Source organism: Psychrobacter sp. M13, from assembly GCF_030718935.1.
Taxonomy (GTDB): domain Bacteria; phylum Pseudomonadota; class Gammaproteobacteria; order Pseudomonadales; family Moraxellaceae; genus Psychrobacter; species Psychrobacter immobilis_G.
In genome coordinates this window covers 2,840,504-2,854,493 of the sequence record NZ_CP132194.1, presented here as the reverse complement: position 1 = coordinate 2,854,493, position 13,990 = coordinate 2,840,504, and the positions used below count along the sequence as shown (strand labels likewise).

At 39.3% G+C, this 13,990-nt stretch carries 14 protein-coding genes and 1 rRNA gene; 10 read left to right on the top strand and 5 right to left on the bottom strand.

What is annotated here, in order from left to right; all coding sequences use genetic code 11:
• The first annotated feature begins 103 nt into the window (after window positions 1–103).
• From rrf to Q9G97_RS12050, 3 genes are all read left to right on the top strand, one after another.
• Window positions 104–218 (top strand): 5S ribosomal RNA (gene rrf / locus Q9G97_RS12060).
• A 194-nt stretch (window positions 219–412) separates the two neighbouring features.
• A complete protein-coding gene (locus Q9G97_RS12055; protein ID WP_305899010.1) occupies window positions 413–1,279 on the top strand; it encodes an exonuclease domain-containing protein in 867 nt (288 codons plus the stop codon).
• Window positions 1,280–1,340: 61 nt separating this feature from the next.
• A complete protein-coding gene (locus tag Q9G97_RS12050) occupies window positions 1,341–1,877 on the top strand; it encodes a hypothetical protein (RefSeq protein WP_305899009.1) in 537 nt (178 codons plus the stop codon).
• An 11-nt stretch (window positions 1,878–1,888) separates the two neighbouring features.
• Here Q9G97_RS12050 and Q9G97_RS12045 read toward each other — a convergent pair whose 3' ends face one another.
• Window positions 1,889–2,101: a DUF1289 domain-containing protein gene (locus tag Q9G97_RS12045; RefSeq protein WP_305899008.1), complete on the bottom strand. Its 213-nt coding sequence runs from the start codon at window positions 2,099–2,101 to the stop codon at window positions 1,889–1,891.
• Window positions 2,102–2,314: 213 nt separating this feature from the next.
• Here Q9G97_RS12045 and Q9G97_RS12040 point away from each other — a divergent pair, with 213 nt between their 5' ends.
• The 3 genes from Q9G97_RS12040 (at window position 2,315) to Q9G97_RS12030 (ending at window position 4,429) form a co-directional block, all read left to right on the top strand.
• Window positions 2,315–2,533, top strand: coding sequence for a dodecin family protein (locus Q9G97_RS12040; protein WP_305899007.1), 219 nt, complete (start codon window positions 2,315–2,317; stop codon window positions 2,531–2,533).
• 199 nt (window positions 2,534–2,732) lie between these two features.
• Window positions 2,733–3,785, top strand: coding sequence for a 5'-nucleotidase (locus tag Q9G97_RS12035; protein ID WP_305899006.1), 1,053 nt, complete (start codon window positions 2,733–2,735; stop codon window positions 3,783–3,785).
• A 29-nt stretch (window positions 3,786–3,814) separates the two neighbouring features.
• Entirely contained in the window at window positions 3,815–4,429 is a 615-nt protein-coding gene (locus Q9G97_RS12030; protein ID WP_305899005.1) for a rhomboid family intramembrane serine protease, read from the top strand.
• Here Q9G97_RS12030 and Q9G97_RS12025 read toward each other — a convergent pair.
• From Q9G97_RS12025 to Q9G97_RS12015, 3 genes are all read right to left on the bottom strand, one after another.
• Window positions 4,407–4,952: a hypothetical protein gene (locus Q9G97_RS12025; RefSeq protein ID WP_305899004.1), complete on the bottom strand. Its 546-nt coding sequence runs from the start codon at window positions 4,950–4,952 to the stop codon at window positions 4,407–4,409. The genes Q9G97_RS12030 and Q9G97_RS12025 overlap by 23 nt on opposite strands.
• A gap of 181 nt (window positions 4,953–5,133) precedes the next feature.
• On the bottom strand, window positions 5,134–7,002 hold the full coding sequence (locus tag Q9G97_RS12020; RefSeq protein ID WP_305899003.1) for a sodium:solute symporter family protein: 1,869 nt from the start codon (window positions 7,000–7,002) through the stop codon (window positions 5,134–5,136).
• A 4-nt stretch (window positions 7,003–7,006) separates the two neighbouring features.
• Window positions 7,007–7,267, bottom strand: a complete 261-nt coding sequence (locus tag Q9G97_RS12015) for a DUF4212 domain-containing protein (RefSeq protein WP_201570327.1) — start codon at window positions 7,265–7,267, stop codon at window positions 7,007–7,009.
• 870 nt (window positions 7,268–8,137) lie between these two features.
• Here Q9G97_RS12015 and Q9G97_RS13590 point away from each other — a divergent pair.
• The gene (locus Q9G97_RS13590) at window positions 8,138–8,230 is read left to right on the top strand and encodes a hypothetical protein (protein ID WP_371747947.1); all 93 of its coding nucleotides are present in this window, start codon (window positions 8,138–8,140) and stop codon (window positions 8,228–8,230) included.
• Between the two features lie 108 nt (window positions 8,231–8,338).
• Here Q9G97_RS13590 and Q9G97_RS12010 read toward each other — a convergent pair whose 3' ends face one another.
• Window positions 8,339–10,324, bottom strand: coding sequence for an electron transfer flavoprotein-ubiquinone oxidoreductase (locus tag Q9G97_RS12010; protein WP_371747888.1), 1,986 nt, complete (start codon window positions 10,322–10,324; stop codon window positions 8,339–8,341).
• 509 nt (window positions 10,325–10,833) lie between these two features.
• On the opposite strand from Q9G97_RS12010, the gene Q9G97_RS12005 reads away from it, so the two are divergent.
• The 3 genes from Q9G97_RS12005 (at window position 10,834) to Q9G97_RS11995 (ending at window position 13,893) form a co-directional block, all read left to right on the top strand.
• Window positions 10,834–11,568, top strand: a complete 735-nt coding sequence (locus Q9G97_RS12005) for a DUF1285 domain-containing protein (protein ID WP_201570325.1) — start codon at window positions 10,834–10,836, stop codon at window positions 11,566–11,568.
• Window positions 11,569–11,622: 54 nt separating this feature from the next.
• On the top strand, window positions 11,623–12,591 hold the full coding sequence (murI, locus tag Q9G97_RS12000) for a glutamate racemase (protein ID WP_305899002.1): 969 nt from the start codon (window positions 11,623–11,625) through the stop codon (window positions 12,589–12,591).
• Between the two features lie 165 nt (window positions 12,592–12,756).
• A complete protein-coding gene (locus Q9G97_RS11995) occupies window positions 12,757–13,893 on the top strand; it encodes a DUF4062 domain-containing protein (protein ID WP_305899001.1) in 1,137 nt (378 codons plus the stop codon).
• Window positions 13,894–13,990: the final 97 nt, after the last annotated feature.

The window sequence follows — 13,990 nt, the reverse complement described above, 5'->3', positions numbered from 1 at the left end:
GTATATAAAGCATTATATCGATATCACCTTATCCTTGATTCAGTTAGGATAGTGATACTTAGTCAAATAAGTAAAACAAACAGACTCATATCTAACCCCCTTTGCTGACGACAATAGCAAGACGGAACCACCTGATCCCTTCTCGAACTCAGAAGTGAAACGTCTTAGCGCCAATGGTAGTGTGGCTCCGGCCATGTGAGAGTAGGTCATCGTCAGCTCTCTATTCTTAGACTTGCCCCCTCCGACTAACGTCGGAGGGGGCTTTTCTTTGTATCTTAAAATAATTACTGCACATATTTACTATCTATTGCGATATCAACATATGTAGGATATTATTTGAATTAAACTTTGCTTCTGTGATCTACTCATACAGAGTCTACTAATTCAAGAATTAAATAAAAGGCTATAGTAAATGGAATTTATTGCAATAGATGTGGAAACAGCTAACGCTGACATGGCTTCAATATGTCAAATTGGATTGGCTAAATATAAGGATGGAATTCTAGAAGAAGAGTGGTCAAGTCTAATAAATCCTGAGGATTATTTTGATGGTATTAATATTAGTATTCATGGGATAGCTGAAAAAGACGTCAAAGACGCACCAACTTTTGATGAGATTGTGTCAAAACTTTCTGAGTTTATGTCTGATTCAGTATGCGTTAGTCATACACACTTTGATCGCGTATCAGTTCGTAAAGCTTTTGAAAAATATTCACTGGCTCAACTTAATATTACCTGGCTTGATTCTGCGCGTGTAGCACGTCGGACTTGGGAAGAATGTGCTTGGAGTGGTTATGGTTTGGCTAACGTTTGTAAAATTATAAACTATAAATTCAAGCACCATGATGCATTAGAGGACGCCAAGGCTGCAGGTCAAGTTATATTGTCAGCGATGGATAAATCTGGACTTGATATAAATGAGTGGCTTTATCGTATTAGTAAACCTATAAGTAATGACAGCAATGGTTCAATCCGGAGAGAAGGAAATTCTGAGGGAGAGTTCTACGGTGAAACATTAGTATTTACAGGATCTCTTTTGATCCCCAGAGCTGAAGCAGCAAAGTTAGCAGCAAGCGTTGGTTTTACAATCGGTGCAGGAGTTACGAAGAAAACAACATTAATTGTTGTGGGTGATCAAGACATAACTAAACTTGCAGGAAAGAAAAAAAGTTCAAAGCATATTAAGGCAGAGGATTTGATCTCAAAAGGACAAAATATACGTATTCTGCAAGAGAGTGATTTTAAAGAGTTAGTAGCTCAATCGCATGAAGTTGTATAATGAATTTCCTAAAACAAAAAATATTTGTTTTTAATCTATGTAGAAATGCATAAGGAACTATATGCTCAAATCTTTCACAGTAAATGATATCGGAGAACTTAAGCAACTTGAGCAAAAACTGTATGAATCAATGGGTAAGACTTTATCTCAGATTAGCTCTGAGATTACCTCAAACTCTTCACAAGCGCTCTTTTCAAAGATGAAGTTTGGTGGTATAGGTTACGATCCGTTAAATTCTAAGCGTGAACTCAATATAATTGAGCAAATTAACCAGTCTTTCACTTATTTAGCATCGTTCTATGCGTTAGAAGTTCTTTTTACTGAATATACAGAGCTAGCCCCTTTTCGTCTTAATCTTGGAACTGCACCAGGTTCTGATATTGAGTCGGAGTGTGGTGGCTTAGCTGCTGAAGTGTTTGCTGCAGTGGCTCCCACAAGCAATCAAAAGCTTAAGAAGGATATAATTAAGGTGCTAGAGACTAACGCCAATTTAAAATTCGTGTTTTTCATGTGTCCCAATTTTGAGTTGGGACGTCAGCCTAAATTAGAAAGAGAGGGCGTAATGATTTGGGCGTTGAAAGGTGCGAATAAGATATAAATTTTATATATTTAAAACAACTCCCCAACCTCAACTACTTGCTCAAAATCAAATCCCAATTGCTGCCCTTTAAGCATTTGCATTTGCTCTATGCGCTGTTTGCGTCCTGCAATTAATCTCAGTACTTCACGACGCTGCTCATTAGTCATGCTGAGCCATAGCTGACGTTCGGTACGACTGCGCAAGCAGCCAAAGCAATAGCCTTTTTTATTGACCTCGCACACACTAACGCAGAGATTGTGAATGTCTAATTATTAATACTATTGCTTTACATTATTTACGATTATACGAATGATATATCCTACATAAAAATAACAGTTAAGCCTTATTTATATAGCTAAATATCGTTATGATAATATTGAGCTATTTAATTTGTGCAGGATTGCAACGATAGGTGGCTCAGCATTCAAATTTCATAACACAAGGAAGCGTAAATTATGACTATTGCAAAGAATATTGAAGTGAGTAGTACTTCTGAGACCAGCTTTGAAGATGCTATTCAAAAAGGCGTCGCGCGTATCGCTAAGACGGTTAAAAATGTCCAAGGGGCTTGGGTTAAAGAGCAAAAAGTTGGTATTACTGATGGTAAAATCAGTAAATATCATGTCATTATGATTGTTAGCTTTGTGATTAATGAAGATTCAGATATAGGTTAGTATTTTCATATTAGAGATAAATTTAGTATCACAAAAGAGACCGCATTTGCGGTCTTTTTTTATAATAATAATTTGAAAGCTAAAGCATGCTAGTAGAATTACAAAGCTGGGACGCGCTCTTAACTTATTTACTTATCAAAAAATCTTGTTATACAGTAAACTTAATAAATCAAAATATTAATATCAAAAGTAGAAAATTATGGCCGTTGATCTTACCAATACGCTAATCGTTGCTATATCGGCAACGGCATTGTTTGATTTGTCTGAATCTGAGAATCATTTGCTTGATTTGATTAAACAACGTCCAGATAGTGCAATAAAAGAATTTCGCGATTACATGGCAGAACGTGAAGATGATCCCTTAGCTATCGGTGCAGGTTATCCGCTCATCCAGGCTTTGCTAAACTTAAATAATTATTGTGACAGCTGCGAGCCGTCAGATTCAACTCTTCAAACGCCATTAGTAGAAGTGGTTATTGTCTCTAAGAGCAGCCCAGATACAGGCATACAAGTACTGAATGCTATTCGTGAAAAAGGACTTAATATTTCGCGCTCAGCGTTTATATCAGGCAGCTCAGTTGCGCCTTATATTAATGATTTTAAGGTAGACCTGTTTTTGACAACCAACAGAGAAGATGCTCAGCAAGTAGCGGATGCCAATATTTGTGCCTGCGCTATCTTAGATGCGACACCTGTCAATACTTATAAGCTCGATACTGAGCAGCTACGTATCGCTTTTGACGGTGATGCAGTGCTATTTGACGATTCAGGAGAGCTATTATACAAGCAAAAAGGTTTAAAGGCTTTTCATGATCGTGAAGCGCAATTGCGTGATTTGCCAATTGACAAAGGCCCTTACGCTGAATTACTTATTAAGCTGTCCAAGTTGCAAGCACGATTGCCCGCGCGGATGCAGCATCGTCCGATCAATATCGCTTTGGTCACCGCACGTAATGCGCCAGCGGATCTACGTGCTATAAAGACTTTGCGTCAGTGGGGCGTAGATGTAGACATGGCGTTCTTCTTGGGCGGTCTTGATAAAACAGCGGTACTCAAAACCTTTGCGCCTCATATCTTTTTTGATGATTCTATCAAACATATTAATGCCGCTCGTAACTATGTACCGACAGCTTTAGTACCTTATCAGTCTACTTCTTTACTACATGCTAATAATTATTCAATAGCAGATAAGCAAGCTTCATTATTATCGTTTACTCCTACTAAATGCGAACCGCGCTCTATAAAGTATTGAGCTTCACTGCACAACACTAGAGGTTAACTATGAACTGGCAATCCATGCTTGCTTTGATCTTGACCCGCCTAAAGCAAGTGATAGGGTTATATGCTTTTGTTTTAGTCCCTATGTGGGTACTGTTTTTTATTAATAATACTTTCTTTTTTGGGCTGTGGAATATATTTGGTATAGCACCGCGCACTGTAGATCTGCGTAGTATGATAGGGATATTTGCCTCATGGACTATGCATGGTGATATCACTCATATCATAGGTAATAGCTTTATATTATTGCAGATATTATTTTTATTTGGTTTGTTTGAAAGTAATGCTTATCGCACTATTCTTAAATTGATTATTGCTTCAGGGGTTATGACTTGGCTGTTAGGCTCGCCACTATCGATACATATTGGTGCTTCAGGGTTATGTTTTGCGATGCTAGGCTATATGATAGGTGGGGCTATTTTTGCGCGGCGTTGGGGCTATTTATTAGCCTGTATCGTTATGGGAGCTGGATTTTGGTTTACTATTAAACAAGGCTTGATGCCGCAGCAAGGTATATCCTTTGCAGCGCACTTTGGTGGTCTATGCGCCGGTCTGCTGTTAGGAGCCAACTCTAAACATGATTACTCAATGCTTTTTAAGCGTCATTCAAACAAATAGTAGTATATAAAGGATCGTCCTTTGCTAAAGAGCGCCAAGCAGTCGTTTGCTTCACATGCTCATCAATGGTCATTGTGCTATCTTTCTCTTGTAACACATAATCTGCCCGAGCCGGGGTTGTACAGTCGATAACTTGTGTAATCTGTTGCACACTTCTACGACGCTCAAATAAATATAAATTAACTAAATACATGTTTTCATTATTGGCATTAGCGCGAGCGTTGCCACTGTCTGCAGCTATAAAGCGAAAAATCTGTGGTTTGATATAAGACCAAGGACGAAACCAAGTGCTCTCTTTAGCAGTCTTAACAACTTCCACGCCTTCTGGTAGTTGAGCGACTTGTTGTCCATACCATTTATACTCTTGATTAATCTGAAAACCAAAAATACCTATAGCAGCGAATAGTGGAATCAACCATTTTGGCGCCCGTTTGCCAGCCATTTTACTAAGGTGAGTAATAACTAGCGCTATCCCAGCCAAACCAAATCCAGCTGCTATAGTTGCGATAAACTCAAAAAGCATAACTTCTGTCCTTAACGCACTTGGCGCATTTAACACAACAATGACTTGTCATAAAATCTATTCTAAGAGATCTGAATTATAACAATAATAGGATAAAAAAATCACTCACAAGCAAGTAGCTGCTTGTGAGTGATAGAGTAACAAACGATACGTTCAATATCTAAGCTTATTAATCGATAGCTTAGTGATCAACAGCACCGCCAGCACCACGTGGAGAACGTACGCTCTCAACCAACTCTTGAATATGAGCAGGTGGTGGAGCAGTTGCATAAGATACCGCAAATGCTACGATGAAGTTAAGCAAGGCACCTACTGCACCAAATGATAATGGTGAGATACCAAATAACCAGTACTCTTCAGTATCAGGGAAGCTAGCCGTACCACTGATAAAGAACCAGCCTTTGAATACAAAGATGTAGACTAGGATAGTAATCAAACCGGTTAACATACCAGCGATAGCGCCAAGGTTGTTAATACGTTTTGAGAAGATACCCATCATTAGTACAGGGAACAAGGATGCACCCGCAATACCAAAGGCTAATGCTACGACCTGTGCGGCAAACCCTGGTGGGTTAATACCTAAGTAAGTCGCAATCACAATCGCTACACCCATAGTGATACGAGCATATTTCAACTCTTGCGCATCAGTAATGTTAGGGTTGAGGTTACGTTTGATCAAATCATGACTGATCGCTGATGAAATTGCGAGTAGTAGACCTGCGGCTGTTGATAGTGCTGCAGCCAAACCACCAGCGGCAATAAGACCAATAACCCAAGGCGGTAGATTAGCAATTTCTGGATTCGCCAATACCATAATATCAGCATTTACATCCAGCTCGTTACCTGCCCAACCACGAGCAGCAAGTGCACCGTCAAGTACAGAATCATTTGCAATACGAGCAGTATCAACCGCTGCAGTTGCTGCGGCAACATCGCCACCATCAGTAGTTGCAGTAGCTAAAGCCGCCTCAGCAGCACCAAGACCACCATCGCTATAGAACTGAACACGGCCATCGTTATTTAAATCGTTATACTTGATAAGACCTGTGTCTTCCCATGTTCTCATCCAGTCTGGACGTTGATCATAGTTAATAGGCTCTGCATCAACACCTTGTGGATAGATAGTGTCGACCAAGTTTAAACGCGCCATAGCCCCTACTGCTGGAGCAGTAAAGTATAATAGCGAGATAAATACTAGTGTCCAACCCGCTGTCCAACGTGCGTCGGCAACTTTAGGAACCGTGAAGAAGCGAATAATAACGTGGGGTAGACCTGCTGTACCAATCATTAATGATAAAGTAAATAGCACCATGTTTAGCTTGTTAGGTACATCAGCAGTGTAAGAAGCAAAACCTAGATCAGTAACGACTTGGTTTAGCTTAGTCAAAATAGGCACGCCTGATTCAACATGGTTTGAGAACAAGCCTAGGCCTGGAATCGGATTACCTGTTAATTCAAGTGAAATAAATACCGCAGGAATGGTATAAGCAATCATCAGAACCACATACTGCGCAACCTGTGTATAAGTAATCCCTTTCATACCACCAAGTACCGCGTAAAAGAAGACAACAACAGCGGCGATAATAAGACCTGTTGTATTTTCAACTTCTAAGAAGCGTGAAAAGGCAACACCAGCACCGGTCATCTGACCGATAACATAAGTAGTCGAAGCAATAATCAAACAAACCACAGCAATCATAGCTGCAGTCTTAGAGTAAAAACGATCACCAATAAAGTCAGGAACCGTAAACTTACCGAACTTACGTAAGTAAGGTGCTAACAACATGGCTAGTAGAACATAGCCGCCTGTCCAGCCCATTAGATAAGTCGATGCACCATAACCACTGGCGGCAATTAGACCTGCCATGGAGATGAATGACGCGGCACTCATCCAGTCAGCAGCCGTTGCCATACCGTTTACTACGGGATGGACGCCACCGCCTGCAACATAAAACTCACTAGTAGAACCGGCACGTGCCCAAATCGCGATACCAAAATATAGCGCAAAAGACAGTCCCACAAAAATAATATTAATAACAAATTGACTCATGGGGCTATTCCTCGTCTACACCATATTGTTTATCTAGCTTATTCATACGCCAAGCATAGAAGAAAATTAGGATAATAAAGATCCCTATAGATCCCTGCTGTGCAAACCAAAAACCTAAGTCAGTACCACCAATTTTTATACCTGCTATTAGTGGGCGTAATAAAATACCAAAACCATAAGAGCATACTGCCCAAATGATTAAGCTACCTATAATGAGACGGATATTGGCACTCCAATAACCAGATGGGTCGTTGTGACTTTCCATAGGACAACTCCTTTGCCTGATATAAAAACAAGATATTTGATCAAGGACGAACAAGTCATTGTGATTTAGCATCTATCGCCTAATACGATTTAATCGTTGTCTATGCTAAAGTTTTAGAATATCAATATTCTAAAACTTTACATAGGCTGCTAAAGCAGAATGACCAAATAATCATCCAATCTATTTTGTTAACCAACTGAGCAAGTTTGGTGATTACTCAATAAGATTAAACTCCTAAATTAAAGAGATAATATTTATCTTAAGAGTCACGCTTAACACTTACTGATATTATTTATAAAACAACCGTTTAAATTCAAATATTTTTAATATCAGTTTATTTGCTCATTTGTTTATGACTAGACGGAACAGTCATAAATCTATTAGGAATATATACAAAACTGCGCCAGTTAACAATAAGTAATTTAAAATTACTTTTCAGTAACTAAGTGCTTGAGTGCTAAATTGAGCAGTCTAGATTTGTCAGATAACCAGTCAAAGGCATATATACTGTACCATCAGTAACAGAGTTATCATGATAACCGAGATTATATCAACGAAATCTCTAAAATAAATGTTTGTTATTTATTTGGTGAATATCTATGTAAAAGGTAGGTCTCTTACTTATTATTATAGCCAACTTTTATCTATTATAGTTGATATGAGTGACTATACTTGATAATAATTTTATGTTATAGAGCACTAGTACACAATCTCAAGGATTAATAACAAAGAGCTGAGGCAGCAATGAGTGATTAATCGTTGATAACCCTTGGTATGGACTACTGATGTCTGTGCTTATTGGTTTGGTATTTGCTTTACAATCGCTACGCGGTTTATTTGGGTGGTTCTGATGCGGTGTTTTGGATACGGATGACCTCGATAGTTGGTATGTTCACAAGCTTTTTTTGTTGCGTGCTAGCAGACAGAGGCTGCAAAAAACCTATACTAGCAGTACTACCGTAGCGCTGGTAAGTTATGGTGACTACAAATAGAGAAGCAAAAAACTCCGTTCATAGTGAACGGAGTTTTTTATTAAAATAAGCAGTAATATTGAAATAAGCAATAATTAGCTTACATATTGGGATAGTTAGGACCGCCGCCGCCTTCTGGCGTGACCCAAGTGATATTCTGCGAAGGGTCTTTTATATCGCAGGTCTTACAATGTACACAGTTTTGCGCATTAATGACAAAATGCGCACCTTTAGCATCTTCTACCACTTCATAAACGCCAGCTGGACAATACAAACGTGCAGGCTCAGCATATAAAGGCAAGTTGATAGAAATAGGAACGGTCGCATCTGTCAGCTTTAAATGCACAGGCTGATTTTCTGCATGATTGGTATTAGAGATAAAGACTGACGATAGCTTATCAAAGGTCAATTTGCCATCAGGCTTTGGATACTCGGGCTTATAAGCATGCGCGGCACGCTCAAGCTGATCGTAATCCTTTAGATTATCATGAATAGTAAGGAACGACTGACCACCGAGCAAGTTTTGCTCAACAAAGTTATAGGCACCGCCCATCCACTGACCCATACGGTGCATTGATGGTGAGAAGTTACGGGCATGGTGATTATCTTGATATAACCACGACTCTTCAAACATAGTGGTATATTCAGTGACTTCATCATGCTGACGACCTGCTTGCAACGCTTCAAAGACAGCTTCTGCAGCTAGCATACCTGACTTCATAGCGGTATGCGTACCTTTGATTTTGGCAGGATTTAAGAAGCCAGCATCATCGCCAGCTAATACGCCACCAGGGAAGGTAAGCTTAGGTAATGAATTTAAGCCGCCTTTAGTCAAAGAGCGCGCGCCATAAGAGATGCGCTTACCACCCCCTAAAATATTGCTAATCAAAGGGTGCGTCTTTAAGCGCTGTAATTCATCAAACGGCGACATATAAGGGTTAGAGTAGGACAAATCAATCACGATACCAAAGCTGACTTGGTTGTTTTCAGCAAAATATAACCACCAGCCACCTGTTGAGCCTGTATCAGTCAAAGGCCAGCCTGAACCATGCATTACCACGCCTTCTTCGTGCTTAGCAGGGTCGATATCCCATAGCTCTTTTAGGCCAATACCGTAATGCTGTGGATCAGCGTCTTTATCTAAGCTGAAGCGACTGATTAGGCGCTTGCCTAGGTGTCCACGGCTACCTTCAGTAAAGATAGTGTATTTGGCTAATAGCTCATAACCTGGCTCAAAGCTTGGTTTAGCATCGCCATCAGCAGCCACGCCCATATCGCCCGTCAAAATACCTCTGACTGAGCCATCATCGTTATACAAGATATCAGCTGCTGGGAAGCCTGGGAACATCATGACTTCTAATTCTTCAGCTTGCTCAGCGAGCCATCGTACTACGTTGGCTAAAGAGACAATGTAATTGCCTTTATTATGCATGCTCTCTGGTATAACGGAGTCAATCAGCTTAATAGAACGTTTGGCTGAATTGAGCATATAAACGCGATCTTCAGTCGCTGGCACATTGAGGGGCGCGCCTTTTTCTTTCCAATCAGGAATGAGTTCATCCAAAGCACGCGGCTCAATGACGGCACCTGATAAAATATGAGCGCCAAATTCAGAGCCTTTTTCGACCACACAGACCATGAATTCGTCATTACCTGCGGCAATGGCTTGCTGACGCAAACGAATAGCAGCAGATAGACCAGCAGGACCACCACCGACAACGATGACATCGAACTCCATTGATTCGCGCTCAATCTCAGGCTCTTCGATAATCGGCTCTTCAACAACGACTTGTTCGACTGCTGGCTCTTCAACAATAGCTTCTTTGGCTACTGGCTTTTCGGTGACAGCTTCATTAGCTACTGATTCTTCAACGACCACTGTCGCTGCTGGCAAAGTATCAACAGTAGGTTGCTCAGTGACTTCTACTACAGACTTTTCAGTGACAACGGCTTCAGCATCGTTATCGCGAATATCGTCAGCTTTAGTCATATCTGTCTTAGCAGTATCTACTGCTAGTGGCGCATCAGTGTTGATAGTATCAATATCAGTATCAACCACTGATGTCTTACGGTCTTGCTCTTGCATACCTACTCCTAAACTTATAATGGCTTATCTAAGGATTCATTAACCTAGCAATTAAATAACCAAGCTTGCAGCGCTAATTACCTCTAGATATATAGCTGCCCGAAAAACGGCTTTTACGGAATCAATCGACAACGTTTTGTTAACGTGATGAGACAAGTGAAATAATACTTTAATGGTAGACTTATACTAATATAAGATCTGTCACAATAAAAATTATTACAAAAGTGCTATCGAGTATTGTTATGTGGGGGCTTTTGGAAAAAAGCCTAGTAGCTTTGAGCGTAAAAAAGACTATTAAAAGCATACTCATGCGTCTATTTTACGGTAACAATTACTTATTATAATAGAAATGCTCTACAAACGTGATACGCAATGATAAGTATCGATGTTAAGGTAGGGCTAAATCTACAAAATATATTTGTCCTATAATACCTGAAACTAAAATGAATAGTAATAGAAGATAGGGCAAACTTTAATGACTAGATAGCCGTAAATTAGGAGAGTTAAGTATGAATAATGCTACTAATGATAAAAACCTTAATGCCGAAACACCCAATACTAAAGTAGAAGGTACTAAAATAAAGGACAATAATCAACGAGATGGTCTTGAGACACAAGAGCATGATCTCACCACAGCTGAAGCCCTTAGTCAGTACCTAAAAGTGGATGCTGGAACTCGACAAGGGCGCTCTATTCCCCCTTTAGATAAGTGGCACCCTACACAAACTGCTGATATGGATTTAGTTATAAAAGCCAATGGCGAATGGTGGCATGAGGGTGCTCTCATGACTCGCCAGTCCTTGGTAGCTTTGTTTTCTACCGTATTATGGGCAGAGCAAAATAATGGTGAAATTGAATACTATCTAAAAACCCCAGTACAAAAACTACGAATTACTGTCGAAGATGTGCCTTTATTAATTAATGATGTCGGTATTGTGGAAGAGGTCATTGATGGTCATCAAGTAAGCTGGCTAGAATTTACTACGACTACTGGCGATATCGTGCGTTTAGATGAGACCCATCCTATTACCTTACGCGCTTATGAGCCAAAGCTTGCACCTAGCACCGATGAGTTACAAGTTAGACCTTATATGCCTGTACGTAATGGCTTGACGGCACTGATTGGCCGCAATACTTTTTATCATCTCACAGAAATCGGTGATTTATCTGAGCAACAAGGAGAAACGATATTGACGCTACATAGTGGCGGTCAGTCTTATTGTTTATCGATGCCAAAAAGTTAAAGGCATAATATCGGTTAACTATGATTTTTATTTATAATTGCTGGCAGACAGAAAATGGCTGATTTGGATAATAATACTTCTATATATAGTGCAAAGGTAGTCAATAAGCTTGAAGTTTATGAAGCAGATCGTCAGCATGATAAAAGTTATGATATGCCTATTTTTCAAGATACCCATCTTAATAGTGAAATAATCAATTATAGTAATAAGAGCGATGCGCCAATAGGATTATTTGACTCAGGCGTTGGAGGTCTGTCTGTATATAAGCATTTAGCACAACAATTACCAAGCGAGCGTTATATTTATTACGCAGATACCAAGCACGTCCCTTATGGCAACAGAGAAAGCAGGGATATTGAAAACTTAACGCTCAATGCTATAGATTGGCTTTATCATCAGGGCTGTAAGCTTATTGTCATCGCTTGCAATAGCGCCTCAGCTTATGCGTTGGAGATTGCGCGCTATCGTTACCCGCAGTTGCCTATCGTAGGCTTAGTGCCTGCCCTAAAGCCTGCAGTACTCAATAGTAAAAGTGGTAAAATTGCAGTATTAGCAACTAAGGCCACTCTACAGGGCGATCTGTTGAATCAAGTGATTACTGAGGTTGCAACTCCCAGAGGCTATACAGTCACTAAATATTTCGATCCCTATTTAGTGCCATGGGTAGAAGCTGGCATGCCTGAGAACTCTGAAACTGCCGAACGCCTAAAGCAGATGCTAAAATATTTTTGTGCTGAAGGAATAGATTATTTGGTCTTAGGCTGTACACACTATCCTTTTTTTCGCGAGTTTTTATTGAAACAAATTACTGATAATCATTTTCCAATGCAAGTGGTCGATTCAGGACAAGCTATTGCTGCTCGCGTACAACATCTATTGGTTACCAATAAAATAATGGCTTTAGATAGAAGAGATGACTTTATACAGCCTTTAACTTTTTATGCCAGTAAATATGATAGCCAGTTAATGGACATGTTACCGCGTTTGCTTGGTGCAAAGACTACTATTCATTATGAGTTTTAATTATTGATTACAAACATTATTGTTTTAACAATGATCAGCTATAGTCTAAAAATATAATAAACTAATGAGCTAAAGTCGATAATAAGAGCAAAAGACCTATTAATCAGGTTATAATTGAATATTGTTATATTATTCAATAAGAATTTTGTCAACATAGGGGTTACTTTGTCGAATAGTCGCTATCATATTCACGTCATATGCGCAGCGCATGATCAATCGCTGGTATTAGACAGCTTAGCAATTTTTTTTCAAAAAGTTGCTTTTCTGACCTATGATGTTGGCAACCAAATATCGCAAGCCTCTTTTTATAGCCGACAGAGTATCGAGGTTTGCGATTATATTATAGTAGTAGTAGGTGATGACTATGGCGCGTCTCGTAATGTAATGGTCAGTCAAATGCATTTGAGCTATTTGGGTGCTAAGGCTAAGAATAAGCCGATGATTACCCTGATTAAAACTCGTGATGAAGAGATAAAGGTAAGCTGGCAATTACAGGATTTTACTCGTTTGGTCGAACGCCAATCCAACCATATATATTATTATAATAGCAGTACTGATATCGGTCAGCTATTGAGCTATGCTAATAATGAGATGTTAGCAAGCCACAAGATAGCAGCATCTTGGGCAACGAAAAGCGATATAGACACAGGCTACTCTAATCATTCACAAAATATAGTAAATGAGAGTAGCAAGCCATTTAAATATCCTTCTAAAAATACTTCGTCTCATTCTAAATCGACTGATAAATCTGCTTCTGGGAATGCTCAAGCATCAAACAAGATAGATAATTGTACTTATGGTTACGATACTTATGACCATGATACTAATAATCATGATACTAATCGCAATGTTAACAGTCATAATGGCACGCAGGATACAGATACAGATAATCTAACCATGCCAATTTCTTTATCTGAAACTATCACTATTAAATATACTGCTCAAGCCTATGAAGGTGGTAATTTAAGCGATGTAGAGTTATCAACAGCGCTGACTTGGCAACAAATCTTAGTTGCACTAGCAAATATACCTTTGGCTTTCTCAAATTATGGTTTACAAAGCTGTTTCAACCATCTAATTGCGGACAAAGCTGAGTCTGAGATAAAGAGTTTGATGCCCAATGTACATGCGGTCTCTCGCTATAAGATATCTGAGCAGGATTTTCATCGATTACAACAATTATTAGTAGCTGCCAACTGGATTCAAATAGTTACCTCTACCTCGCGTACTACTCAGCAGTTATGGAAACTTACATTTTATGCAAAAAATCTTTTAGAGACTCAAAAACAATCGTTGTCTTGAGTTTTCTTTATCTGCTACGTTCTGTAATACAAATCGTACGCGTCTAAGGTTGTTAAAACAAAGTAGATTACCGATAATAAGTTACGATAATTTAAAT